This window comes from Paraburkholderia sabiae (assembly GCF_030412785.1).
Lineage (GTDB): Bacteria > Pseudomonadota > Gammaproteobacteria > Burkholderiales > Burkholderiaceae > Paraburkholderia > Paraburkholderia sabiae.
In genome coordinates this window covers 467,253-492,157 of record NZ_CP125296.1, presented here as the reverse complement: position 1 = coordinate 492,157, position 24,905 = coordinate 467,253, and the positions used below count along the sequence as shown (strand labels likewise).

At 61.4% G+C, this 24,905-nt stretch carries 19 protein-coding genes; 9 read left to right on the top strand and 10 right to left on the bottom strand.

Translation table 11 applies throughout. The annotated features are described in order from the left end of the window. Positions 1-64: 64 nt before the first annotated feature. Positions 65-2,245 (top strand): malate synthase G, encoded by a 2,181-nt coding sequence (locus QEN71_RS31820; RefSeq protein ID WP_201647120.1) that lies wholly within the window; start codon positions 65-67, stop codon positions 2,243-2,245. A 79-nt stretch (positions 2,246-2,324) separates the two neighbouring features. On the opposite strand, the gene QEN71_RS31815 is transcribed toward QEN71_RS31820, so the two are convergent. The 3 genes from QEN71_RS31815 to QEN71_RS31805 form a co-directional block, all read right to left on the bottom strand. Continuing rightward, positions 2,325-3,764 (bottom strand): MFS transporter, encoded by a 1,440-nt coding sequence (locus QEN71_RS31815; protein ID WP_201647119.1) that lies wholly within the window; start codon positions 3,762-3,764, stop codon positions 2,325-2,327. Positions 3,765-3,860: 96 nt separating this feature from the next. After that, positions 3,861-5,012, bottom strand: a complete 1,152-nt coding sequence (locus QEN71_RS31810; RefSeq protein ID WP_201647118.1) for a CaiB/BaiF CoA transferase family protein — start codon at positions 5,010-5,012, stop codon at positions 3,861-3,863. An 8-nt stretch (positions 5,013-5,020) separates the two neighbouring features. Then, positions 5,021-5,968, bottom strand: coding sequence for a hydroxymethylglutaryl-CoA lyase (locus QEN71_RS31805; RefSeq protein WP_201647117.1), 948 nt, complete (start codon positions 5,966-5,968; stop codon positions 5,021-5,023). A gap of 137 nt (positions 5,969-6,105) precedes the next feature. Here QEN71_RS31805 and QEN71_RS31800 point away from each other — a divergent pair, with 137 nt between their 5' ends. Further along, positions 6,106-7,023 carry a LysR substrate-binding domain-containing protein gene (locus tag QEN71_RS31800; protein WP_201647116.1) on the top strand — a complete coding sequence of 306 codons (918 nt, stop codon included), beginning with the start codon at positions 6,106-6,108 and terminating at the stop codon, positions 7,021-7,023. A gap of 8 nt (positions 7,024-7,031) precedes the next feature. Here the strand turns inward: QEN71_RS31800 and mdtD are convergent, their stop codons facing one another. After that, positions 7,032-8,537, bottom strand: a complete 1,506-nt coding sequence (gene mdtD / locus QEN71_RS31795; protein WP_201647115.1) for a multidrug transporter subunit MdtD — start codon at positions 8,535-8,537, stop codon at positions 7,032-7,034. Between the two features lie 34 nt (positions 8,538-8,571). Here mdtD and QEN71_RS31790 point away from each other — a divergent pair, with 34 nt between their 5' ends. Continuing rightward, positions 8,572-9,432, top strand: coding sequence for a LysR family transcriptional regulator (locus QEN71_RS31790; protein WP_201647114.1), 861 nt, complete (start codon positions 8,572-8,574; stop codon positions 9,430-9,432). 30 nt (positions 9,433-9,462) lie between these two features. Here the strand turns inward: QEN71_RS31790 and QEN71_RS31785 are convergent, their stop codons facing one another. The 4 genes from QEN71_RS31785 to QEN71_RS31770 all read right to left on the bottom strand — a co-directional run bounded on the left by QEN71_RS31785 (position 9,463) and on the right by QEN71_RS31770 (position 12,951). Further along, the gene (locus QEN71_RS31785) at positions 9,463-10,152 is read right to left on the bottom strand and encodes an HAD family hydrolase (RefSeq protein ID WP_201647113.1); all 690 of its coding nucleotides are present in this window, start codon (positions 10,150-10,152) and stop codon (positions 9,463-9,465) included. A 340-nt stretch (positions 10,153-10,492) separates the two neighbouring features. Continuing rightward, positions 10,493-11,461: a lysylphosphatidylglycerol synthase domain-containing protein gene (locus tag QEN71_RS31780; protein ID WP_201647112.1), complete on the bottom strand. Its 969-nt coding sequence runs from the start codon at positions 11,459-11,461 to the stop codon at positions 10,493-10,495. 18 nt (positions 11,462-11,479) lie between these two features. Then, entirely contained in the window at positions 11,480-12,694 is a 1,215-nt protein-coding gene (gene hpnI / locus QEN71_RS31775; RefSeq protein ID WP_201647111.1) for a bacteriohopanetetrol glucosamine biosynthesis glycosyltransferase HpnI, read from the bottom strand. Positions 12,695-12,711: 17 nt separating this feature from the next. Then, positions 12,712-12,951, bottom strand: coding sequence for a hypothetical protein (locus QEN71_RS31770; RefSeq protein WP_233471620.1), 240 nt, complete (start codon positions 12,949-12,951; stop codon positions 12,712-12,714). A 386-nt stretch (positions 12,952-13,337) separates the two neighbouring features. On the opposite strand from QEN71_RS31770, the gene QEN71_RS31765 reads away from it, so the two are divergent. Together QEN71_RS31765 and QEN71_RS31760 are read left to right on the top strand one after the other, a co-directional pair. After that, positions 13,338-15,461: a phosphocholine-specific phospholipase C gene (locus QEN71_RS31765; protein ID WP_307789986.1), complete on the top strand. Its 2,124-nt coding sequence runs from the start codon at positions 13,338-13,340 to the stop codon at positions 15,459-15,461. A gap of 137 nt (positions 15,462-15,598) precedes the next feature. Next, a complete protein-coding gene (locus QEN71_RS31760; RefSeq protein ID WP_201647108.1) occupies positions 15,599-15,865 on the top strand; it encodes a hypothetical protein in 267 nt (88 codons plus the stop codon). 53 nt (positions 15,866-15,918) lie between these two features. Here QEN71_RS31760 and QEN71_RS31755 read toward each other — a convergent pair whose 3' ends face one another. Continuing rightward, on the bottom strand, positions 15,919-16,806 hold the full coding sequence (locus QEN71_RS31755) for a hypothetical protein (RefSeq protein WP_307789984.1): 888 nt from the start codon (positions 16,804-16,806) through the stop codon (positions 15,919-15,921). A gap of 169 nt (positions 16,807-16,975) precedes the next feature. Here QEN71_RS31755 and QEN71_RS31750 point away from each other — a divergent pair, with 169 nt between their 5' ends. The 4 genes from QEN71_RS31750 to QEN71_RS31735 all read left to right on the top strand — a co-directional run bounded on the left by QEN71_RS31750 (position 16,976) and on the right by QEN71_RS31735 (position 23,755). Further along, on the top strand, positions 16,976-17,821 hold the full coding sequence (locus tag QEN71_RS31750) for a M15 family metallopeptidase (RefSeq protein WP_201648051.1): 846 nt from the start codon (positions 16,976-16,978) through the stop codon (positions 17,819-17,821). A gap of 165 nt (positions 17,822-17,986) precedes the next feature. Then, positions 17,987-21,844, top strand: coding sequence for a type VI secretion system membrane subunit TssM (gene tssM / locus QEN71_RS31745; RefSeq protein ID WP_201647106.1), 3,858 nt, complete (start codon positions 17,987-17,989; stop codon positions 21,842-21,844). Beyond that, a complete protein-coding gene (tagF, locus tag QEN71_RS31740; RefSeq protein ID WP_201647105.1) occupies positions 21,841-22,830 on the top strand; it encodes a type VI secretion system-associated protein TagF in 990 nt (329 codons plus the stop codon). The genes tssM and tagF overlap by 4 nt, the downstream gene beginning before the upstream one ends. Before the next feature lie 10 nt (positions 22,831-22,840). After that, a complete protein-coding gene (locus tag QEN71_RS31735) occupies positions 22,841-23,755 on the top strand; it encodes an OmpA family protein (protein ID WP_233471662.1) in 915 nt (304 codons plus the stop codon). 18 nt (positions 23,756-23,773) lie between these two features. On the opposite strand, the gene tssA is transcribed toward QEN71_RS31735, so the two are convergent. Then, a complete protein-coding gene (tssA, locus tag QEN71_RS31730) occupies positions 23,774-24,904 on the bottom strand; it encodes a type VI secretion system protein TssA (RefSeq protein WP_201648049.1) in 1,131 nt (376 codons plus the stop codon). Between the last annotated feature and the right edge of the window lies 1 nt (position 24,905).

Below are 24,905 nucleotides of genomic sequence, written 5' to 3'. Positions count from 1 at the left end.
CACGTCGAACGAAAAACGATTAGCCCCGAATTTGCCCCAGAATTTGCCCCTCTTGGAACAGCCCATGACTCAAATGACCCAACGCGGCGGATTGCAGGTCGCCGCGAACCTCGAACAGTTCATCGAAAAGGAAGCCCTGCCTGGCACCGGTGTCGATAGCGCCGCGTTCTGGGCAGGTTTCGATGCCATCGTGCACGACCTCGCGCCGAAGAACCGCGCGCTGCTCGCCGAACGCGACCGCCTGCAGGTCGAACTGGACACCTGGCATCGCGCGAATCCGGGCCCGGTGCGCGATCTGCGCGCGTATCGCGGCTTTCTGGAAAGCATCGGTTACATCGTGCCGACGCCCGCGAACGTGAAGGCCACCACGGACAACGTCGACCGCGAAATCGCCGAACAGGCCGGCCCGCAGCTCGTCGTGCCGCTGTCGAACCAGCGTTACGCGCTGAACGCGGCGAACGCGCGCTGGGGCAGCCTGTACGACGCGTTGTACGGAACCGATGCCATCGACGAAACGGACGGCGCCGAGCGCACCGCGAAGTTCAATCCGGTGCGCGGCGCGCGCGTGATCGCGTTCGCGCGCAAGTTCCTCGACGACGCCGCGCCGCTCGAAAACGGTTCGCACAAGGACGCAACCGGCTATCGCGTGGAAAACGGCAAGCTGATCGTCGCGCTGAACAATGGCACGACGGCGCTGCAAGATCCCGCGCAATTCATCGGCTATCAGGGCGATGCGAATGCGCCGTCCGCCGTGCTGATCAGGCACAACGGCCTGCATTTCGAAATCCAGATCGACGCGACCGATTCGATCGGCAAGACCGACCCCGCGAACATCAAGGACGTGCTGATGGAAGCGGCTGTCAGCACGATCATCGATTGCGAAGACTCGGTTGCAGCCGTCGATGCCGACGACAAGGTGCAGCTCTATCGCAACTGGCTCGGCCTGATGGTCGGCAATCTGACGGAAGAAGTGTCGAAGGGCGGCAAGACGTTCACGCGCCGCCTGAACGCGGATCGCGAGTATCACGGTGCGAACGGTCAGCCCGTGACGCTGCATGGCCGCTCGCTGCTGTTCATCCGCAACGTCGGTCATCTGATGACGAATCCGGCTGTGCTCGACCGCGACGGCAAGGAGATTCCGGAAGGCATTCTCGACGCCGTCGTCACGACTTTGTGCGCGCTGCACGACCGCACGCACAAGCTCAATTCGCGGACAGGTTCGATCTACATCGTCAAGCCGAAGATGCATGGCCCCGCTGAAGTCGCATTCGCGAGCGAGCTGTTCTCTCGCGTCGAAGACGTGCTCGGCCTCGCGCGCAACACGATCAAGATGGGCATCATGGACGAGGAACGCCGCACGAGCGTGAACCTCGCTGCGTGTATCGGCCAGGCTGAGGCGCGCGTCGCGTTCATCAACACGGGCTTCCTCGACCGCACGGGCGACGAGATGCACAGTTCGATGGAAGCGGGCCCGATGATGCGCAAGGGCGATATGAAGTCGAGCAGGTGGATCGCCGCGTATGAGCGCAGCAACGTGCTCGTCGGTCTCGCAGCGGGTCTGCGTGGTCGCGCGCAGGTCGGCAAGGGCATGTGGGCGATGCCCGATCTGATGAAGGCGATGCTCGAACAGAAGATCGGTCATCCGAAGGCAGGCGCGAACACGGCATGGGTGCCCTCGCCCACGGCTGCCACGCTGCATGCGCTGCACTACCATCAGGTCGATGTGCAGGCCGTGCAGAAGGAACTGGAACGCACCGACCTCGCGAGCGTGCGCGACGAACTGCTCGACGGCCTGCTGACGATTCCCGTCGTCGAAAAGGCGCAATGGAGCGACGAAGAAATCCGCAATGAAGTCGAGAACAATGCGCAAGGCATTCTCGGCTACGTGGTGCGCTGGATCGATCAGGGCGTCGGTTGTTCGAAGGTGCCGGATATTCACAACGTCGGTCTGATGGAAGACCGCGCGACGCTGCGTATTTCGAGCCAGCACATCGCGAACTGGCTGCGTCATGGCGTCATCAAGACGGAGTTCGTGCGCGAGACAATGGAGCGCATGGCGAAGGTCGTCGATCAGCAGAACGCGAGCGATCCGCACTACAAGCCGATGGCGCCAAATTTCGATTCGTCGATTGCGTTCAAGGCAGCATGCGCGCTGGTGTTCGAGGGCTGCGCGCAGCCTAGCGGCTATACGGAACCTTTGCTGCACAAGTTCCGTTTGCAATTGAAGGCTGCGGGCAAGGCGTAGTTCGAGCCACGTAGTCAAAACGCCGGCCGGGTCGATGAAGATCCGGCCGGCGTTTTTCTTTTCAGTCGCTACAGCAGCTTCAGTGGCAAAGATCTTCGAGCCGCACGCCGTTGGTCTTCGGACCGAATGCGCCGATCGAAATCATCACGACGAGCATGCAAGCCGTAATGCCCGCGAACACACCCGCGACGCCGAACTCACGCAGCAGATGAGCGATGAGGAAGCCCGACATCATCGCGCCGACGCGGCTTGCCGAATACACGATGCCATTCGCGCGACAACGGATACGCGTCGGAAACAGCTCGGCCTGATACGCGTGATAGCAAACAGAGATGGTCTGTCCTGCGAGGCTGATCAGCACCCCGAGCACGATCAGCGGCACCACCGTTTTCATCTGGCCGAACATCAATCCGAATACGACCACAGCGAACGCCGAACCCACGATCAGCCATTTGCGCTGCACCTTGTCGGCGAACAGCATCGCGAGTAAAGGTCCGGAAGGCAGTGCAATCGCGATGATGAACGAATACAGCAGGCTCTTCGTCACTGTGATGCCTTGGCCGATCAGCAGCGTCGGCACCCAGTTCGCGAAGCCGTAATAACCGATCGCCTGGCAGAAGTTGAACACGATCAGCATGATCAGACGCGAGCGATACGGCGCTTGCCACAACTCGGCCAGCGACGCGCGACGATGCACGGGTTGCTCGACGATAGGCAACGGCGCAGGCAACGCGCGGCCGCTCTGCGCCTCGGCCATCTCTTCCATCTTGCGCACCACACGCTCGCCGCGTTCGACGTGCCCATGACTCGCGAGCCAACGCGGGCTTTCCGGCACGACGAGACGAATGAACCACACGATCACCGCACCCGCCGCGCCGAGCAATACGACCCAGCGCCAGCCGTCGATACCCATGAACGTCGTCGGCACGAGCCAGTAAGAAAGAATCGCGGCAGCAGGCGCGGCGGCGAACATCACGGCCTGATTGAACGCCATCGCGCGGCCACGCATGTGCTGCGGCACGAGTTCGGTGATGTAGCTGTCGATCGTCACGATCTCGATGCCGACACCGATGCCCGTGATGAAGCGCCACAGAATCAGCCCTTCCGGCGAGGTCTGACAGGCCATGATCACTGAGCCGATCGAATACCACAGCAGCGATACCGTGAAGACCTTGCGTCGCCCGTAACGATCGGGCAGCCAGCCGAAACAGAACGTGCCGACGAACAGGCCCGCGAACGTCGATGCAATGAAACCTGCAATGCCCTGCAGACCGAAGAACGATTCCGTCGTGGTCTTCAACATCCCGCTTTTCGCAAGGCCCGGCGCGATGTAGCCGGTGAAGATCAGATCGTAGACTTCGAAGAAGCCGCCGAGCGAGATCAGCAGAACGAGCATCCACAGATAACGCGTGACGGGCAAGCGGTCCATCCGTGCCGACAGTGCCGCTGCGGCGCGCAGATTGGTGTGCGCTTCCGTTGATGCAAATGACGGATCATCTGCGGTGATAGTGCGCTGCATAGGTGTCTCCTGATTGTCTCCACCGGCTATGAATTGGTTTGATTGCCTGATGGTTGGTGTTTCGTTCGTTTATCTACTTCCTCTTGTTTGAATCAATCACGCGGCGGCTCGTCCCGTCAGCCGCGCGAGAATCTCCTGTGTATGCTCGCCGACTTTCGCCAGCGCCTGACGCACGCCGGGTCTACGGCCGCCCATCGTCAGCGGAAGAAGAACGACTTCCGTCGTGTCGCCGTCGTCGGTTTGCATCGGCACGAGGCCGCCGCTCTGCTTCAGATGCGGATCGTCGAACAGTTGATCGGGACGCACGATCGGCGCGTACGGAATGCCTGCCGCTTCGAGCTTCGGCGCGAGTTCTTCCGCGCGATGATGCTTGAGGATGTCGCCGAGCCGCGCGAGCAGCTCGGGGCGCACGGCGACGCGCATCGCGTTGTCCGCGAATTGCGGTTCGTTCGCGAGATCGGGCCGTTCGAGCACGTCGCACAGCGTGAGGAACTGCTTGTCGCTCACCGCGCCGATGAACAACTGCTCGTCGTTCGCAAGCGTGAAGACGTCGTACACGCTCCACGCGGAAACGCGCGACGGCATCGGCGGCGGCGCTTCGCCCGTCATCGCGTATTGCTGCATATGCTGACCCGCGAGGAACACGCAGTTCTCGAACAGCGCACTTTGCACTTCCTGTCCACGGTCCGTGAAATCGCGCTCGCGCAGCGCGGCTAACACGCCAATCGCGCCGAACATGCCACCCATGATGTCGTTGACCGACGTGCCCGCGCGCAACGGACGCCCCGCAGGCCCCGTCATGTACGAGAGACCGCCCATCATCTGCACGACTTCATCGAGCGCGAGTCGCTTTTCGTACGGTCCCGGCAGGAAGCCCTTGTGCGACACATAGATCAGACGCGGATACTTCTTCGACAGCGTCTCGTAGTCGAGACCGAGCTTCGTCATCAAACCGGGTCGGAAATTTTCGAGCATCACGTCGCACTGGCCGATCAGTTCTTCCGCAGCCGCATGACCTTCGGGCGTGTTGATATCGAGCACGACGCTCTTCTTGTTGCGATTGAACGTGCGGAAAAATCCGATACCGAGGCCCGGCAGCTTGCGCGTCTTGTCGCCGCCGGGCGGCTCGACCTTGATGACTTCGGCGCCGAGATCGGCGAGGATCATCCCGCACGTCGGGCCCATGACCATGTGTGTGAATTCGATGACGCGCACGCCTTCGAGCGGCAGTCGTGTGGAAGTGCTCATGTCGATCCTCAGGCAATAGCGGCTTGAATTGCGCGCTGTTGAAATGTCTTCGGCAAACCCGCAAGCCACAGCGTGCCGTGCAGCGTTTCGTCGGGCAGCCACTGCGCGACCTGCGCGCGCAACGCGAGTAACTGTTCGATGTCGATACCCGTTTCGATGCCCATGTCCGCGAGCATGAACGCGAGGTCTTCGCTCGACGCATTGCCGCTCGCGCCCGGCGCATGCGGACAACCGCCGATGCCCGCGAGCGTCGCATCGAAACGTGCGACGCCTGTCTCCAGCGCCGCATAGACGTTTGCGAGCGCAAGGCCGCGCGTGTCGTGAAAGTGACCGCACCAGAAGCGCTCGCCCGCGATGTGACGCGCCTTCTCGAACAGATCGCGCACAGCAGCGGGACTCGCGTAACCGACGGTATCCGCGATGCTCACGCGATCCGCGCCCGCATCGAGCAGCGCCTGCATGCAGCGCAGCACTTCGGCGTGATCGACGGCGCCCTGTATCGTGCAGCCGAACGCCGTGCCGATGCCGCCTTCGATCAGCGTCTTCGAGCCCGCCGCATCGCGCGCGGCACGCATGCGGGCGACTTCGGCCACGACTTCATCGGGCGTCTTGCGCAGGTTCGCGAGGCTGTGCGCGTGGCTCGCCGATAGCGGCACGAGCATCAGATCGGCCTGTGAATCGATCGCGCGCTCCGCGCCTTTCAGATTCGGCACGAGCACCGACACGCGCAGATCCGGCAGCGTCTTCGCATACGCGACGAGTTCGTGTGTATCCGCGAGCTGAGGCAGCAGACGCGCGGGGACGAACGAGCCGACTTCGATCTCGCGTTGACCTGCGGCATAGGCAGCCGCGATCCATTCGATTTTCTGTTGCGTCGAGAGAATGGTCTGAATGCTTTGCAGACCGTCGCGCAAGCCGACTTCGCGGATCACGACGTTCGTGGGGAATGGGGGCATGGAAGCTGTCTCCGTGTGCATGCCGGTCGTTGCGAATGCCAGCGTTGTGCTAACTTTAGACATTCCATCCGATACATAAAGCGCTAATTTGGAAGCGCCAGGTTTCCCGTACGGAAACTCACACGGAGACACAACCGATGCGCGACATCGACCTGAAAACCTTGCGGCTGGTGGTGGCCGTCTGCGAACACAAGAACATGGCGCGCGCCGCGCACGACGAACACATCGAGCCGTCCGCCGTCAGCAAACGGATCGCGCAACTGGAGAGCGATCTCGGCGTGCCGCTTTTCACGCGTTCGCGGCGCGGCGTGCTGCCGACGCCCGCGGGCGTCGCGCTGCTCGAACACGCGCGCAACGTGCTGTTCACGATGGACCGCATTGCCAGCGACGTCGCCGCGTTCGGCAGCGGCCTGCGCGGCAGCGTAAGCGTGTGTGCGTCGGCATCGGCGATCGCGGAGAGCTTGCTGGATGATGTCGCGTCGTTCATGAGCATGCCCGCGCACGAGAACATACGCGTGCATGTCGAAGAGTGGCTGTCGCACGATCTTGTGCGGCGCTTGCGCGAAGGCGCCGCGTCCGTCGGCGTGTGCTGGGACAATGTGGATCTGGAAGGACTCGAGCATCGGCCGTATCGCGAGGACCGGCTTGCGCTCGCCGTGCATCCGGAACATCCGCTGGCGAAGCGCGCGACGCTGCGCTTCACGGATACGCTCGGCTACGAACACGTCGGCTTGCCGCCGACAACGGCCGTGCACATGATGTTGCAGCGCGCCGCCGCGCGGGCGGGCGGCACGGTGTCGTACAGGGCGGTGGTGTCGAATTTCGATGCCGCGTTTCGCGTGGTGGCCGCGAAGCTCGGCATCAGCGTGATTCCGCAGGTGGTCGGCGATACTTACGCGCGCATTCTCGACGTGCGTGTCATTCCGCTGACGGACGAATGGGCGAAGCGCAGATTTGTCGTGTGCTTTCGCGATTTCGACTCGCTACAGCCGGCTGCGCAACGCATGGTCGATCATCTCGTCGAGCGCGCGGCGCACACGCATGCGCGCGATTGAAGCGCGTGTCAGCGCGCCGTGCGTGCAGCAACAGCGGGCCGCGCCGCCGACACATCGAGCCTGCGAAACACCAACGCCGACAGCAGCGTGATCACGCCGACGCACACGAAGCTGAGCATGAAGCCCGCCGACGACGAGCCCCAGCGCGCGGAAAACAGATTGACGAGGCCGCCGCCGATCGACACGCCCAGCGCAATCGCCAGCATCTGCACCATCGAAAACAGGCTGTTGCCGCTGCCCGCGTCCGCGTGCGAAAGACCCTTGAGCGTGACGCTGTTCATCGCGGCGAACTGCATCGAGTTGGCGGCGCCGAACACGGCGAGCAGCGCGATTTCCAGCAGTGGCGACGACTCTCTCGACACGAGCGCGAACGCCACGATCGTCGAGCCGACGATCATCGTATTCACGAGCAGAAACGCCGAATAGCCGTAGCGCTTGATGAGCGGCGCGATCCATTGCTTCGACACGGTGCCCGCGATGGCGGCGGGCAACATCATCAGGCCCGAGCGCAACGGCGAATAGCCGAGTTGCACCTGCATCAACAGCGGCAACATAAATGGCACCGCGCTCGATCCGATCCGGCACAGCAGATTGCCGATCAGCCCGACGCTGAAATTCGGTTCGCTGAATAGCGCGAGCCTGAAGAGCGGCCGCGCGTTCGTGCGCGCATGCGGAATGTACGCGAGCGCCGCGATCACACCCGCCACCGCGAGGCCCACGGACCATTCAATGCGATGAGCGTTCATCGGCGGATCGATGGCGAGCGAGAGCAGGATCATCGCGAGCGACAGCAGTCCACAGCCGATGAAATCGAAGGGCGGCGGATGCGTCGCGTTGTCGTGCGGCAGGAAGCGCTGCACGGCGAGCAGACCGATCGCGCCGACGGGCGCGTTGACGAGAAAGATCCAGTGCCACGAAATGGCTTCGGTAAGCCAGCCGCCGAGCGTCGGCCCGACGATCGGTCCCACCTGCCCTGCAATCGAAACGAAAGCGAGCGCCGACACGTATTGCTCGCCCGGCACGCTGCGCAACACGGCGAGTCGCCCGATCGGCAGCAGCATCGATCCGCCGACGCCTTGCAGCACGCGCGCGATCACGAGCTGATCGAGCGTATGTGCGCCCGCGCAGCACAGCGAGCCGAGCACGAACACGAGGATCGCCGCGAAGTACACGCGGCGCGTGCCGAAGCGGTCGGCAAACCAGCCGGAAGCGGGCGTGAGGAGCGCCATCGTCAGCGAGTAGGAAACGACGACAGGCTGCATCGCGAGCGGCGATGCGTGAAGGCTTTGCGCCATCGAAGGCAGCGCGGTGTTGACGATCGTCGTGTCGAGCGCCTGCATGAAGAAGGCAGCGGCAACGATCCACAGTAGCGCAGTTTGTGAGGAATCGCGGGTCATGATGAAGTTCGGAGCGGCGCGGCGCAAGCGGTGATCTTGCTGGTTCAGGCGCGCTCGTCCAGATGCAACGGCCATGGTATCGATTTCAACGGCAATCGGGAAGCCGCCTGAAACCATTGACTGTCATCGCAATTGCCGATGACAATGCCGCATGCTCAATCCCCTCTGGCTCAGGACGTTCGCGACCGTCACCAGTTGCCGCAGCTTCACGGAAGCGGGCAAACGGCTCGGACTGAATCAGTCGAGCGTCAGCGAACATATCCGCCGCCTCGAAGAAAGCGTCGGCAGAAGGCTGTTCGTGCGCGACACGCATTCGCTGGCGATGACGGCCGACGGCGAAGCGCTGCTCGTGCATGCGAACGTGATCCTGCAGGCGATGAATCGCGCGGAATCGCAGTTCCGCAAGCCGCGTCTCAAGGGACGCGTGCGGCTCGGCACATCGGACGATATCGCGCTCGGCGCCCTGCCGAACGTACTGGCCGCGTTCCGCCACGCGCATCCCGATGTCGAACTGGAAATCACCATCGGCATGACGAGCCGACTGTATGAACTGCTCGATGCCGGTTCGATCGATCTGCTCGTCGGCAAACGGCGGCTCGGCGAGCGCCGCGGCACGCCGTTGCTGCGATCGCGGCTCGAATGGATTGCGCGGCCGGGCACGGTCGTCGATCTCGAACAGCCGTTGCCGCTCGTGCTCGTCGCGGAGCCGAGCGTCACGCGCGCCGTCGTGCTGAATGCGCTCGCGGAAAAAGGCTTCGGCTGGGAAGTGATCTGCACGAGCAGCAGCCACGCGGGCTGCATCGCGGCTGCGCGCGGCGGCCTGGGACTGACGGCGAAATCGCAGTACGTGTCGGCGCGCGGCCTCGCACCGCCCGTGAACAGCGCGAGCCTGCCCGCACTGCCCGACGTCGAATTCATCGCACTCGCTGCCAAGCGGCTCAGTCAACCCGCCGGCACGCTGCTCGAACTGCTGCAGGGCAGCGATCTGAGCGGCGAATGGATGAGCGAATAGCGCCTGTGCTCGTGTTTCATTTGGCCTCGCTTAGCGCCGGCCTTTCGCTACCAACGCCTCGAAATCGATCGACGTCAGTTCGCCGATTCTTTCGATCGTAATGTCAGGGTCCGGATACTTCGCGGTTTCCTTGGCATCGAGCGCGTAGTGTCCCTGACGCGGAAAGATCGTCGTCAGGCGGCTGCCCCATTTCTCTTTCATCGCCGTGAGAATGCGCAGCTTGTCGTCGACCATCACATAGTGCCGCGCTGGATAGTGGGCGATCACGTTGTCGAGCATCAGTTCCTTGTGGATGTAGATCAGCACGCGCCCTTCCACTTCATCCCACAAGCCCGAGCGCGAGACCTTGCGCGGCTGGAACACGACGTCGCCATCCGAAAGAATCGCCGTCTTGCCGAAGCGGCTCGCGTAGCGAAGCGCATCGAGCGCGCCAGGAAAAATGCGGTTCGCGAATGGATAGTCGATCAGATAGCAGGACATCAGCAACAGCTGCGTGTCGTCGTGATGCTCGTTGCGATAGCGCTGCAAGGCGCCGAGGTAATCCGCATAACCAAGCTCGGCGCGCAGTTCCTCGAAGATCTGCCAGTAGCGCGCGCTGTTCTGTTCGCCGAACTGGCGCGTCATGTGCGAGCGTAAGTCGGTCAAGACGTGATCGTTGTCGAGCAGAGTGTTGTCGACATCGAACAGGAAGACAACGTCGTTGCTTGATGGTGTGTTCATTCACGTTACCTCGACTCGGTTGTCTGATTCATGGCGCACGGCGAGCGTCGCCCGTGCGCAGGCGGCGGGTCATCGTTCTTCGCTAAGAGCCGCGACGCGAGATGAAGTTCGCAAGGGCGGCGTGTGCGCAATCAGCGCAAAGACTAGCACTGTCGTTGAGCGCGCGCCGTCGATGGTGCACGTCGAAGTGGGTCGGTTTGTTTCACTTCAGACGTTGCGTCGTGCGATGAACGCAGGTAGCTGCGCTCTATCTGTAGACGCAGTGCGCGGTAGCGTCGGGCGGGGTTGGTCGCGGCAGACAGTTAGTTGCAATTTAGAAGGCAAATAAAAAGGCAATGTATCAGGGTCGATCGCGCACCGAGACATGCCACGCAACGAGCCCTGGAATGTAGAACATCAGATCGCGGATACGGCGTGCTCCCGCAAGCGCGAGGCTTGTCGCCGGCTCGATTCCGAACCAGCCGCCAATCACGACGAAAGCGCCCTCCTGGACGCCCAGCGCGCCGGGCACGACGAACGCGGCACTGCTCACCGCCTGTATCAGGATCTCGATGACCAGCACTACGGAATAGCTCGTGTCCGATCGAAGGAAGTACAACGCAATCCACAATTCGAAGGCCGTCGCCGCGCACTGAAGCGGTTGCCATAGAAACAGGTATCGCACGATCACGCCGCGTCTGCGCCAGATTGCCTTGATCGCCTGATCGGTCTTTACCGACGGCCCCACCAGTGCGTCCAGTTTGCCGCTCGTCAGCCGTCCAAGCGCCCTGGAAGCGAACCCGAACGGATTGGCGTGCTGGACGAGCGCGAACAGGATGGGGACGGGCACGAGCAGCGCCGCGCTCCACGAGAGAACGCCAATCACATGTCCGACGGCCGAGCCCCCATGGACAGCCAGATAACCGACGGCCGCCATGGTGAAAATGAACTGGCTGATGATGGTGAGCTGCAGGTCGACAACGAGACTCGCGGCGGCAGTCGATGTCCTCAGACCCCATCGCTTGAGAAGCTGAAACGATACGAGTTCTCCGCCGACGCGCGCAACGGGCAGCATGCAGTTCACCGACTCCCGTATCCACACGAGCTTCAACATCGAAGCCAGCACAGGCCGGTTGGCGCCTCGTATCAGCGTCTGCCAGTCGCGTGCGTTGGCAAGCATCGCAAGCACGTGTGCAAGCGCCGCGACGAGCAGGCCCGCGCCCGCGTCCCGCAGCAGATCCAGCACCTGCGCAGGATGACTGCGCCAGACGGTATAAAGGGCGATCGCAAGTCCCGCGAGTGCCGTGTATCGGCTGAGGTGTTTGATCATCGAAACTCAGGGTGTCGGTCAGCTGGCGCGATCGGCAGACGATCGCCCTGGTTCGACCGTCAACATTCCGCGGCCATCGACGCGGAAACTGACTCCGCGCCAGACGATGCGCGACGAAGAAAAGCTCAGGCAAAGTATGGCGAATGCGAGAAGATCCCACAACGGCAGTAGCCACAAGCTGCGAACGGGCCGCTTCAGGAGCGCGTCGATACGTGACTGAAGCAGCGCCCTCGCGGCCAGCGCGATGACGAACTGGAGCACGGCCCAGACAGGCGCTCCGCCTGTCATGAGTGCAAGCGCCGCCCATGCAACCGGATAGCTCAGCGCGGAGCCCGCGTGGCCAATGGGATCGATACGCCGGATCGTGCGGCTCCATCGCAACTCGTGTTCCATCAGGCGCACCGCCGTCGACTCAGGGCAAGCATGCCCGACGACGAAACCCGGCACCACCACCTTCTGTCCCGTCGCCCGTACGGCGACGCCGATTGCGTGGTCTTCGGCAAGCAGACCGGCAAACTGGCCAAGTCCGCCGATCGCATCGAGCGTCTCGCGCCGCATGACGATGGTCTGTCCGAAGCACGGCTGTGCAAGCCCTGCTCGCAGACCGGCCACGACGCCCGGCAAGAACTGGTAGTCGACCGCCCTCGCGGATAACTGCGGCCAGAACCCAGGGTCAGGTACGCCGACATATGCGCATGTGACGAGCCCGACGCCTTCCGTCTCCAGTTCGCCGACGACGCGCGACAGATAGTCGCCGGCAACGGTGACATCGCTGTCCGCAAAAACGAAAACATCGTATTCGGCGGACGGAAGCATGTTGATGAGATTGCTGACCTTCCTGTTGCAGCCATGCAGTGCGCTGTTCACGATGGTGGTGATATGCACGGCGGGATATAGAACCTGAAGTTCTCTGACGACATCGAGTGCGGGATCGCCCGCGTCATGCACGCCAAAAAGATACTGCACCGTTCCCGGATAATCCTGTTCGCAGAAACTCCGCAGATTCGACAGAAGTGTCGCCTCCATTCCGCTTAGCGGCTTGATGACCGTCACGGGAGGATAGCGTTCACATGCAGGCGAGCGTCGGGCAAAGAAAGGTCCGACGAGAACCGTTGCAATGATCGTGTAGACGACTCCGAATGCAGCGCATAGCCCGAAAAAACAGGTCAAAACAAGGCGTGCCTCATCGAATGACATGAGTGGCGCAGCCAAAGCCAATGCGTCCGATGTCATGTGTGCGATCCGCCCTGTCAGACACCGGAGAAACGAAGATGCAGCGACACGAGCGCCCGGAATCGACGCACGTCATGTACGTAGCCGCCCTCGCTAATTGCTGCGTACATGTCCGATTGCTGTAGCGCATAGCGATAGGCGCCGAGCGCGAACAATCGCGTCAAGCCCGTTGCAATGGCGTCCGTGGCAATGACGGCAAGCCTGAACCCGCTAGTCTCGAACGTGGACTCGTTGACGCCGAAGACAAACATCGACACGAGCACAACCGCGTTGATGCATGTTGCTGCGATTGACGCCGTTATCAAATGCGCCCGGATTGATCTAACCATTGTGCTATTCATAGGCGCTCTCGTTGTCGACTGCTCGACAAATGATTTTCATTGACGGCATCAGGCGGCTGCAAATGATTGAGTCCGATCCATGCGATCGTAAGGGACTCAATCTGAAGAAAACGTTAAGCCACTATTACGCAGCGTTACGGAAGCTTTCAACAGTCAGCCGCATCAAAATCCGTCTGAAAGGTACTCGGCCTGATTGTCCCGTTCATCGCCATGACATGAAGATGCAGTAGCGGCCTTAATGTTTCGTTAAGAACAGTCACGTAGCATTGCCAACGAAATCGATTTGATCATGTCGGATTCGTATGTCTTGCGTCTTACATGGACACTGGGACAGTGCACACCCGACAGCCATCGCGACGATGAAAATCATTCGCAAAACTCGCCCCGGCGCATGCGATGCAGGCCAACACGCAGGTAGAGTGGGACGTCGCGCGTTTCTAAGAACGGCTCTCGGTGCGCTTGGCGCTTCGGCGACTGCAGCCGTGATGCCAAGGCTCATACGCGAAGCACTCGCGACGCGTCCGTTCAGTGCGACGGGCACGATCAACGACGTCGCGCACGTCGTCATCTTTACGCAAGAGAACCGGTCATTCGACCACTACTTCGGCACACTTCGCGGCGTGCGGGGATTCAACGACCGTATGGCCATCGCGCTGCCGAATGGCAATCCCATATGGATGCAGCCCGCGGACACCGGTCATATCCTGCCATTCCATGCAGACACTGCCGTGACACGCGCAACCTGCGCGCGGGCACCCTCGATGAATTATCCCGTCGACATTGCGATGTGGAATCAGGGGCGATGCGACGAATGGAACAAGGTCCGTTTCGCCGGGCTCGGGATGAGCTATTTCGATCGGAACGATCTGCCGTTCTACTATGCACTCGCTGACGCTTTCACGATTTGCGACCAGTACTATGCGTCGACTTTCACGCAGACCAACCCGAACCGGCTACATCTATTCAGCGGCAGCAGCGGCCTGTCTGCCGGTTTCTTACCCGTACTAGACAATGTCGAACCTGCTGCCGGCTTCGCATGGCCCACTGTCGCCGAAACGCTCGAAGCAGCCGGCATAAGCTGGCGCGTGTATCAGGAGGCAGACAACTTCGACGATAACGCGCTAGCAATGTTTCGCAGCTTCCGGTCTGCGTCGTTATCCAGCGCGCTGTACCGCAAAGGCATGGCAAGGATGAACGATGTGGTACGCGCCTTTGCTGCCGATATCGCCGCAGGTTCTCTGCCGCAAGTGTCGTGGATCATCGCGCCAGCGGCGTTGTCTGAGCACGCCAGCTATCATCCGCAGGCCGGCGAAGATCTCACTGCGCGCCTGCTCGCAGCGCTCGTCGCGAATCCCGATGTCTGGTCGAAGACTGTGTTCCTGCTGAACTACGACGAGCAGGGCGGCTACTTCGATCACGAGCCGCCACCGACTCCACCCGCCACGAATCGAGACGGCACCACCACGATCGCTACGGCGGGAGAAATCTATGAAGGACTGCCGCTGGGTCTCGGTTTCCGGGTGCCGATGACAGTCATTTCGCCGTGGTCGAAAGGCGGCTACGTCTGCTCCGAGATCTTCGATCACACGTCGGTCATCCAGTTCATCGAGCGGCGTTTCGGCATTCACTGCCCGAACATCAGCGCGTGGCGTCGCGCGATTTGCGGCGACCTCATGTCGGCGTTCGACTTCAGGACTCGGGACGCGGCATGGCCGTCACTACCCGATACGGACATGTATGTATCGGATGCCAATCGCCAGTGCAGTTCACTGCCTGAGCCAACCGTACCCGCCATGCAATCGATGCCGCGGCAGGAGCGAGGCATCCGCGCGTCACGAGCCTTGCCCTACGCTATCGACGCGAATGCTCAAGTGGACATGCGTAACGGGACGCTTCGGCTGGTGATGCGCAACGCTGGGCCGAATGGCGTCGCGTTGTCGGTCTACGATCTCCAGACCCGGACCAATCCGCCGAGCCGCTATGCACTTGCATCCTGCAGCACGCTGTCGGATGACTGGGGACATGCGAGGCTGATGGGTACTCGATACCATCTCGCATTGCGCGGCCCAAATGGTTATCTGCGCACATTTGCGGGCGATGTCTCCACTGCGTCGGGAACGTCGACAACGCATCTCGAGATCGAGGCCAGACACGACCGATCGAGCAATGAGCTTCGCCTGCGACTGATGAATACAGGCGGCACGGCATGCACTTTTGTGGTCACAGCGAATGCTTATCGCCGAGACGGTCCCTGGACATTTTCGGTTCCCGCCAGAGGGGAAATACCGACACGTTGGCCTGTTTCGACAAGTGGCAACTGGTACGACTTCTCCGTGACGGTGGCTGGACAGCCAGCATTCCTGCGGCGCGTGGCTGGCCGTATCGAGACCGGCCGTGATCTTGTCAGCGATCCAGCGGCCGCGTGAATCGCGCGCAACGCGACATTGCAGAACTGCTGACGGCCACACCCCAGCACAGGCCTATGTCAGGGATATTACCAAGTATTCGTGAAATGACTAACGTGCGACGCTATGTCCCAGTGCCATTCCTAATGGAGCCAGGCATGCATACTGAGACGCACAAGAAAGCGACGGTCGCAGCTTTTCTTAACTGGACGGCTCTGTCCATCCTGATGTTGCCAGTTGCGTGCTTTTTATGGGCGCTCTCCGCATACCCACCTGAATATGCGTGTTGGCTCGGCTTCGCCGCCGCCATCTATATGTGGCCTGTAGCGGGAATTCTCTTCGTCGTTGCGGCGGCATTTCATGTCCGCCCCGCAAAGCAGCGTCTGGAAACAGGCGCGAGATTGCGCAAGGCTCACGGACTCTAATAGCGTGAACTAAAGCGGCTTCCGTTCTTCGAGAAGAACGGAAGGCGTCTGGTTCAAGGCTGTCGAGCCTGCGCCGACGCGGCAGGACAGTGCGGGTCTTTGCCCCAGTGTCCATCGCAAACGCGCCAACGGCACAGTTGCTCTTCGAAGAATCCGTGCTGACCGCATTCGTTGATGCGTTCGGCGAGCGTTGCCGTCGAGTTGACCTTCTTCGACGCAGCCTGAGCATCGGCCGCTTTATCGGCTTTGGCCGAAGCCGGCTTCGTGCGCGCAACGAGTGCCGCTAGCAGATCGGCGTCGGAATCGTCCTTCGCATCCGGCTTGCCGTTCTGCTTTTTCGCGCGCGACGCCGCAGCCGTTTTGCTTTCCTTCGAATGCCGCTCGTCCGCGAGCTGCCGCTTGTCGTGCTTGCCATGCTCCGCTTTCGATGCGGTCTCGACGTGCTTCGCGCTTGCTGCGTTTGTCGCACTCACGGGCTTCGCTGCGTCATCGGCCTTTGTATTCGACACGATAGCCGCTGACGACGCTTCATCCGATGCATCCGCACCATCCGCCAGCGCGCGTGACAAACGGCTGCCATCATCGTTCGACGCTTGCGTGCGCTGCGCGTCCTTGCTTGCCTCATCATCCGCGACGATCGTTGCGGGTGCCGCAGCCGATGCAGCAGACGCACTCGCTGTCACATCGCTCGCAAGCTTCACGCTCGACGCAATGACAGTCGACGCGCCATTCGCCGCTTCTTTCTGCGCTTCCGTCCCAGCAGAACGATGCTGCAACTGATAAGCACCGACGCCGCCCGCCACGATCACCAGCGCCGCGATCGCTACAGGCAACACGCGCGAACGCTTTGGCTTCGGATTCGCGGAAGGATCGACGCGACCTTCCAGATTGGCAAGAATGCGCGAACCTCCCGCTTGCCCGTCTTTAGCCGGCCCGGACATCAGACTTGGCGGAACTTTTGAGTTCGATTCAGGCGCACTCATTCACTGTCTCTTCAAATCTGGTTAATATCTGCGACGGTAATGTGTAAAAGCCCCTCCTCGGGGCACGCCTGATTCTAAGAGCAAGCATTACAAAAAACAATTGCTGAGAATTTCCGGGGTCTTTCCTTTGATTGCCGTTGCCCTTGTCGCTTATTTCGCCGTTGCTGTTCTCATTGCAGCAATCGCACTATTGCCGCCTGTCCGTTTAACAATTTTCGGCGGCATAGCCGATTTGCATGCGCGCTTCATGCAGCGCGCATCGAATAACGCATTGAAAGCCAAAGCACAATTAACCCATTCGGCAAAAATGTCTCAAACGGCATTAGCCGATATGCAAAACTTACTGGCTCGCCGGCGCTTGCTGATTTTAACGACGGCAGGTATTCTTGCGGCGCCGCCATTGGTGGCCATTGCATTACGCGGCAAACAGTTATTCCAGTTCGATGACGTTTCCAGGTCACCCGACGAAAAAATCGCCCAATTGCTGAATGGCGAACAGCTCGTGCCGCCTCCGCCGCTGCCGCCCGAAGCCTTTGCCACACAGGAAGTCGAGCAGATCCGGCCAGCGCTCAAGGACGCCAGCCGCGACTGGAATCTGCTCGATGCGGATTTCCGGACGCGTCTATTGCTCGTTTATAAAATCATGCGCGAGCAATACGGCTACGAAATGGCTTTACTCGAAGGTTACCGGAGCCCGGAACGTCAAAACCGCCTTGCGCAAATGGGTAGCAATGTCACAAATGCCGCAGCATTCCAAAGCTATCATCAATACGGTCTTGCGGCCGACAATGCCTTTTTGCGCGACGGCAAGATCGTCATTTCCGAAAAAGACCCGTGGGCCATGCGCGGCTATCAGTTATACGGACAAGTCGCCGAACAAGTGGGCCTGACATGGGGCGGACGATGGAAAATGATGGATCTCGGACACGTCGAATACCACAAGCCCGGATTCGTGCTCGGCCGTAATCGATAAATGTTAAATCGCACTTTTGGGCCGCCATGAATCGCGCGAATTGAGGGCATTCAGTTTTTATCCATGACGCATTGAAACGGCCGGTCAATTGACCGTTAAAGGCTGATTGAGCCGTATTAGACGTCTTTTCACACGCTATTCCTATCATCAAGACCTGACAGGCTTATGCAACGCTTCCTCAACGGGTTGACCTCCAGACGCACACTGTCCGTAGTCGGCGTGCTCGCGCTCGCGGCCGTGCTGTTCGTCGCCGCCGACTTCTTCCAGATCGATCCCGTTTGGCCGGCCGTTGCGGTCGGCGCGCTGGTCGCGTTGCTGATCGTCGTATGGATTGTCAAACGCATCCGCATTCGCCGCGCGAACAGCAAGCTCGGTGAGATGCTCGAACAGCAGGCTCAAGTCGGTAACGATACGGCAGTTGCTGCGTCGACGCCCGCTGCGCCGAGGCGTCAGGCGGACCTCGACGTGCTGCGCACGCGCCTCGTCGATGCCGTGAAGACCATCAAGACATCGAAGATCGGCCAGACGTCGGGCGGTTCCGCACTCTACGAACTGCCGTGGTACATCGTGATCGGCAACCCGGCAGCGGGCAAGAGCAGCGCGGTGCTCAACTCAGGCCTGCAATTCCCGTTTGCGGACAAGAACGATGCCGTCGTGCATGGCATCGGCGGCACGCGCAATTGCGACTGGTTCTTTACGACGGAAGGCATTCTGCTCGACACGGCGGGCCGCTATTCGGTGCATGAAGAAGACCGCACGGAATGGCTCGGTTTTCTCGGCCTGCTCAAACGTTTTCGTCCGAAAGCGCCCATCAACGGGATCATCGTCACGGCGAGCATCGCGGAACTGACTGGCAGCAAGCCGGAGTTTGCGATCAATCTCGCGAAGAACCTGCGTCAGCGCGTGCAGGAACTGACCGAAAAGCTCGAAGTGTTTGCGCCCGTATATGTGATGTTCACGAAGGCCGATCTGATCACGGGCTTCACCGAATTCTTCAGCGGCAACGAGCGTCACGAATACGACCGCGTGTGGGGCGCCACCCTGCCCTATCAGCCTGACGAGAAGCGCGACGTGGTCGCCGCCTTCGACCAGCATTTCGAAGACCTCTACGAAGGGCTGAAAGAGATCAGCGTCGCGCAATTGTCGATTAGCCGCGGCAACAAGCTCTCGCCGGGCCAACTGAGCTTCCCGCTCGAATTCTCGACGATCAAGCCGGCGCTGCGCGCGTTCATCGCCACACTGTTCGAGAACAACCCGTTCCAGTACAAGCCGATCTTTCGCGGCTTCTATTTCACGAGCGCATTGCAGGAAGGCGAAACGAACAGCGCCGCCGCGCAGCGCATCGCGAATCGCTTCGGCCTCAGTTCGGATGCGTTGCCGAAGCCGCAAAGCGCCTTCTCGAAGAACGGCTTCTTCCTGCGCGATCTTTTTTCGAAGGTCATTTTCGCGGACCGTCAGACGGTGCGGCAATTCGCGAGTCCCGCGAAGGCGCGTTTGCGCGTCGCGACGTTCTTCGGCTTCGTCGTGATTCTCGCGCTCGCTTTAGGCGGCTGGACGTGGTCGACGATCGGCAACCAGCAGCTCGCCGCGAACGTGCAAGCGGACCTCGACAACGTGGTGCGCATGCAGCAGGGACGCAACGATCTGCAATCGCGCCTGCAGGCGATGGACGTGCTCGAAGACCGCATCGAACAGCTCGAACAGTTCCGCCGCGAGCGTCCGCTGTCCGTGTCGCTGGGTCTGTATCAGGGCGACCGTCTCGAACAACGTCTGTTGACCGAGTACTACAACGGCATCAAGCAGATCATGTTGACGCCTGTTTCGCAGAGCCTCGCATCGTTCCTCAAGGACGTCGACTCGCATCCCGACCAGCTCGCGCCGATGACGCACGCGCCCGACTCCGGCGCGATCCCCGTCTCCGCGCACACGGCGATGACGTCGGCGGCTCAGGGCGGTCTGTATAGCGATGCATCGCCGACCAATGTCGAAGACGCCTACAACGCGTTGAAGACCTACCTGATGCTCTCCGACAAGCGCCACGTCGAAACCGCGCATCTGACGGATCAGGTTGCACGCTTCTGGCGCGGCTGGCTCGAACAGAATCGCGGCAACATGCCACGCGACGAGATGATCAAGAGCGCCGAGCGCATGATCACGTTCTACCTCTCGCGCGTCAGCGACGACGACTGGCCGATGATCGACGCCAATCTCTCGCTCGTCGACCAGACACGCGACAACCTGCGCCGCGTCGTGCGCGGTATGCCCGCACGTCAGCGCGTGTATGAAGAGATCAAGGCGCGCGCGTCGACGCGTTTTGCGCCGATGACGATTGCGCGCATCGTCGGCGACAACAACGCGGGCGTGATCGCGGGCAGCTACGCGATCCCCGGCACATTCACACGCGACGCGTGGTTCCAGTACGTGCAGCCCGCGATCCGCGACGCCGCGACGAAAGAACTGCAAGCGAAGGACTGGGTGCTCAACACATCGGCGCGCGACGATCTCACGCTCGAAGGCAGCCCGGAGCAGATCCAGAAGACGCTCGTCGGCATGTACAAGACCGAGTATGCGCAGCACTGGCAGAAGTTCATGCAGGGCATTGCTGTGCAGAGCTTCGGCAACTTCAATCAGGCCGTCGACGCAATGAACCGTCTCGGCGACCCGCAAGATTCGCCGATCCGCAAAGTACTCGAAACCGCGTATGAGCAGACGTCGTGGGACAACCCGTCGCTTGCTAACGTCGCGTTGAAGAGCGCGCAAGGCGGCGTCGTGAACTGGGTCAAGCAGTGGTTCTCGCGCACGCCGGCTTCGCAGGTGAACGCGAACATCGACATCAACGGCAAGCCCGTCGATCTCCCCATGGGTCCTGTCGGTGCGGATTTCGCCGGACTCGCGCGCATCGTCGTGAAGAATGGCGACGTGTCGCTGCTGCGCGGCTATATGGATTCGCTGTCGAAGGTGCGCACGCGCTTCAACGTGCTGAAGAATCAGGGCGATCCGGGACCGGGCGCGCGTCAGCTGATGCAGCAGACGCTCGACGGCAACGGCTCCGAACTCGCCGATTCGCTCAAGTACGTCGACGAACAGATGCTGACAGGCCTCACCGACGCGCAACGCAAGGCCTTGCGACCGCTGCTGGTGCGTCCGCTGATGCAGGCCTATGCCGTCGTGATCCAGCCCGCCAGCGCCGAAGTCAACAAGGTGTGGAACGCACAGGTGTATCAGCCGTTCCAGGCGTCGCTCGCGAGCAAGTATCCGTTTGCAGGTGACGCGAAGGTCGAAGCGGGCGCAAGCGAAATCGCGCAGATCTTTGGCCCGGATGGCGCTGTCGCGAAGTTCGTCGGCACGACGCTCGGACCGCTCGCAGTGCGCCGCGGCGACACGCTCACGGCACGCACGTGGGGCGACATGGGCCTCGCGCTGACGCCGGACTTCACGAACGGCTTCGCGCGCTGGGTTGCGCCGCTTGCGGGCGGCGCAGCAGGCGGCGCACAGGCTTCGTCGGAACCGCAGACCGTGTTCCAGATCCTGCCGCAGCCGAGCAGCGGCACGACGGAGTACACGATTGCGATTGACGGCCAGCAACTGCGTTATCGCAACACGCCGCCGCAATGGACGAACTTCGTGTGGCCGAATCCGTCGGGCTCGCCTGGCGCGACGCTGTCGGCGACGACGTTCGACGGCCGCACGATCCAGCTCGTCAACGAACCGGGCCGCTACGGTCTCGAGAAGCTCATCAACTCCGCTCAGCGCAAGCGCCGTCCGGATGGCACATTCGATCTCGAATGGACGCAAGGCAACGTGAACGTCGCGGTGAGCATGCGCATCATCAGCACGTCGCAGGCAACGGCCAGCGGCGATGCGCCTCAACAACAATCGCTGCGCGGCCTGAAGCTGCCTTCGTCGATCGCCGATGCGGGCGCGGCTGCTGGCGCCACTACTGCGACGGCCTCGACGCCCGCTGTCACGTCGCCAACGGCCACGGCAGCCGTCGCCGCCAATAACAACGGGAGCGCGCAATGAGCCAGACCGTGCAGGCGCAAATCGCCTACTTCGGCAAGATTCCGTCGCGCGGCGACTTCGTGAAAAGCGCGCACAATCCGCAACTGCTGCAAACGCTCGATCGCTGGATCGCGCAGGCAATGGAACTGCTCGCCGAAGATCCACGCTGGAAAATCGTGTACGAAAGCGCGAAGCCGATGCACTTCGCGTTTCTCGGCTCGCGCAGCAAGCTCGCGATTGCGGGGCATATGGTCGCGAGTCAGGATCAGTCGGCGCGGCGCTTTCCGTTTCTCGCCGCCACCGCGCTCGAAGTGGACCGGCCGCTCGCGTTCTTCGCGCGCAGTCCGCTCGCGTTTGCGCGTTTGTGGTCGCGCGTCGCCACGCAGATGAAGCCGCTGCTCGATTCGACGGAGCCGGCGGGCGCATTGCAGACGCTCGGCGAAACCCAGGTGCCGATCGAAATTGCCGGGCCCGGCAATCCGCACGACGGCACGTTCAACGACTTCGTCGAGCATCAAACGCTGTCGGGTCTCGAACAGATGCTGCTTGCAAGCGGGCATCCTGTGCGGCTGCGCGGCGCGATGCTCGCGCTCGGTTCGCTGCTGCGCCCCGTGATGACGAGCGGAACATCGCATCTGGAACGCGGTCTCACGTTGCCGTTGCCGAACGACCCGTTCTATCGCACGCTCGTCGCGGCCTTCTGGCTCGAACTGATCGCGCCCTTCGTCGCGCATGCCGATTTCGAACTGGCCATTTTCATCGGCACGATCGCGCAGCGCGAGCGTCTCGTGATCGGCTTCAACGGTGCGTCGGCGAAAACGCTGCACAGTGTCGTCGATCCGCAAGCGTACGCGCAGCACAACATCGATATCGACGATCCCGAATGGATCGACGAACACGCACACAACGATCATGGCATCAGCAAGCTCGTCAGTTACCTCGATCAACCGCAACTGTCGCTACGCGTCAGCATCGACACGTTTCGCGAAGCGTTTGCAGGAGCGTAAGACCATGACGATGCGATTGAAGCTTTCCCTGCTCGCCAGCGCATTGCTCGCTGCGTCGTTCAGTGCGACGGCGTTTGCGGACAACGCCGGTCCCGCGAACGTCACGCCTGTCGACAACAGCGGCAACAAGATTCGTACGACTGTGCTGCCCGCGCCAGCATCGACGCCCAACACTTCGTCGCCTGCCGCAACGGGCGCGGTCACGTCAGCACCGCCTGCCGCGAATGCAACGCCAGGACAGGTAGTCGTAGGCGGCAAACTGCCCGACGAGGCAACCAAGGCCGCTGTGCTCGCCCGTTTGCGCGACACGTATGGCGCGGCGAACGTCGTCGATCAGATCGAGATCGGCGATGTAGCGACGCCGCCCAACTGGAGCGCGAACGTACAGAAACTGATCGGTCCCGAACTCAAGCAGATCAGCAAGGGCCAGTTGAAGATCGACGGCACGTCGATCGAAGTGAAGGGCGAAGTGCGCAACGAAGCGCAACGTCAGCAGCTTGCCAGCGATATGGCGAATTCGCTGAACCCGACGTACACGATCAAAAACGCATTGCGCGTCAGTGCGTCCGAACAGGGTCTGCTCGATCAGACGCTCGCGAATCGCACGATCGAATTCGAAACGGGCAGCGCGACGTTGACGCCGCAAGGCCGCACGATTCTCGACCAGATGGCGTCCGTGCTTACGAAGATGACGACGAAGCAGGTCGCGATTATCGGGCACACGGATACGTCCGGCAGTCGTACGTCGAATATCGCGCTGAGCCAGGCGCGCGCCGACGCCGTGAAGGGTTATCTCGTCGCGAAGGGCATTTCGCCGCAACAGCTGTCGACGCTCGGCGTCGGGCCCGATCAACCGATCGCAACGAACGACACGGCCGATGGCCGCGCGCGCAATCGACGTATCGAGTTCCGCGCGGGTTCGTGACGCAATGCGCGCGGCGTTCTAGTTGTTATCGTCGGGCTTCACGCCCAGCATCTCGCGGATGTGAGCGAGCGAGCCGTCGTCCTTGACGACGGTTGCAAGCCACTGATGCAACGGCATATCCGCCCACTCTGCCGCCTTGTCCGCGAGATACGCGGCGGGACTGTGCGGCTCCGTATGGCGAAAGAAACGCGCGACCGCACGCAGCTGCGCGACGGCCTGCGCGCGGGTTTGAATGACGCCCGGCGTCGGATTGGACACACTTGTAGTCGACATAGGCAACGGTGGCTCCTCGAGCTGCGGCGGCGTTCTGAACGAAGGCTCGCTACGCTCTTCTGCAGAGGGTTGTTGTTCTTGTGATGCAGCAGCTGGTGTCGGCGTACTTGCTGTATTCGCACCCACATCTTTCGCAAAGCGTTCGGCGAGGCGATACACGGCTTCGTAGGCATCCTTCGCCTGACGGAAACTCGGTGCGGCGTCGCCCGCATGACGCTCCAGTTCGCTTTCGAGCGAGCGCATCGCTGCTTCAAATGCACGCAGATCAGCAAGCAGAACGGTGTAAAACGCGGGCGGCGTCGAACGCTTCGACATCTCGATCTGTTCGTTCGACGGCTTGCCGCGCGCGATATCGTCCGCATGCTCGGGGTCACGCTTGATAGCTTGCGCGACGTGCGTGGCCACGTCCCAATCGAGCGTGCTGAACGAACTGCCCGGTGCCTGCGTGACGGGCAGCGCGCGCAGCAATTCCGCCGTACGCACCACTAGCCAGCCAATATTGCCGAGCCGGTACTCCGCATCGTCACCGTCAACGAGAGGATGCACGCTGTCCCAATAGCGCTCGCACAAGCCCGCCAGCAATGAATAGCCCTGCGTCAGCCCGACTGCGCCTTCTTCGATCGCAAGCGCTTCCGTCAGCCACGCGGCAAGCCGCAGATCTTTGGTCTGCGTTTTCAGCAGCGCCGTGCATTGCTCGATGACGAAAGACCAGTCGGCTTCCTTGATTTCCGTGACCCATTCGCCCTGATCCAGCGATGCATCGTCGAAGCGGCGCGCGTGCTGGATCGCATCGAATTCAGCCGAGAACAACAGATCATCGCCACACGGCGAGGCTTCCGTAATGGGTTCAAGCAACGTAATGAAATTGGTCGGCATG

What these genes read in the sequence shown, in the direction of transcription:
- QEN71_RS31820 (WP_201647120.1), top strand. Translation starts at nt 65, where the DNA reads ATGACTCAAATGACCCAACGCGGCGGATTGCAGGTCGCCGCGAACCTC.
- QEN71_RS31815 (WP_201647119.1), bottom strand. Translation starts at nt 3,764, where the DNA reads ATGCAGCGCACTATCACCGCAGATGATCCGTCATTTGCATCAACGGAA.
- QEN71_RS31810 (WP_201647118.1), bottom strand. Translation starts at nt 5,012, where the DNA reads ATGAGCACTTCCACACGACTGCCGCTCGAAGGCGTGCGCGTCATCGAA.
- QEN71_RS31805 (WP_201647117.1), bottom strand. Translation starts at nt 5,968, where the DNA reads ATGCCCCCATTCCCCACGAACGTCGTGATCCGCGAAGTCGGCTTGCGC.
- QEN71_RS31800 (WP_201647116.1), top strand. Translation starts at nt 6,106, where the DNA reads ATGCGCGACATCGACCTGAAAACCTTGCGGCTGGTGGTGGCCGTCTGC.
- mdtD (WP_201647115.1), bottom strand. Translation starts at nt 8,537, where the DNA reads ATGGTTTCAGGCGGCTTCCCGATTGCCGTTGAAATCGATACCATGGCC.
- QEN71_RS31790 (WP_201647114.1), top strand. Translation starts at nt 8,572, where the DNA reads ATGCTCAATCCCCTCTGGCTCAGGACGTTCGCGACCGTCACCAGTTGC.
- QEN71_RS31785 (WP_201647113.1), bottom strand. Translation starts at nt 10,152, where the DNA reads ATGAACACACCATCAAGCAACGACGTTGTCTTCCTGTTCGATGTCGAC.
- QEN71_RS31780 (WP_201647112.1), bottom strand. Translation starts at nt 11,461, where the DNA reads ATGATCAAACACCTCAGCCGATACACGGCACTCGCGGGACTTGCGATC.
- hpnI (WP_201647111.1), bottom strand. Translation starts at nt 12,694, where the DNA reads ATGACATCGGACGCATTGGCTTTGGCTGCGCCACTCATGTCATTCGAT.
- QEN71_RS31765 (WP_307789986.1), top strand. Translation starts at nt 13,338, where the DNA reads ATGTCTTGCGTCTTACATGGACACTGGGACAGTGCACACCCGACAGCC.
- QEN71_RS31760 (WP_201647108.1), top strand. Translation starts at nt 15,599, where the DNA reads ATGCATACTGAGACGCACAAGAAAGCGACGGTCGCAGCTTTTCTTAAC.
- QEN71_RS31755 (WP_307789984.1), bottom strand. Translation starts at nt 16,806, where the DNA reads ATGTCCGGGCCGGCTAAAGACGGGCAAGCGGGAGGTTCGCGCATTCTT.
- tssM (WP_201647106.1), top strand. Translation starts at nt 17,987, where the DNA reads ATGCAACGCTTCCTCAACGGGTTGACCTCCAGACGCACACTGTCCGTA.
- tagF (WP_201647105.1), top strand. Translation starts at nt 21,841, where the DNA reads ATGAGCCAGACCGTGCAGGCGCAAATCGCCTACTTCGGCAAGATTCCG.
- QEN71_RS31735 (WP_233471662.1), top strand. Translation starts at nt 22,841, where the DNA reads ATGCGATTGAAGCTTTCCCTGCTCGCCAGCGCATTGCTCGCTGCGTCG.
- tssA (WP_201648049.1), bottom strand. Translation starts at nt 24,904, where the DNA reads ATGCCGACCAATTTCATTACGTTGCTTGAACCCATTACGGAAGCCTCG.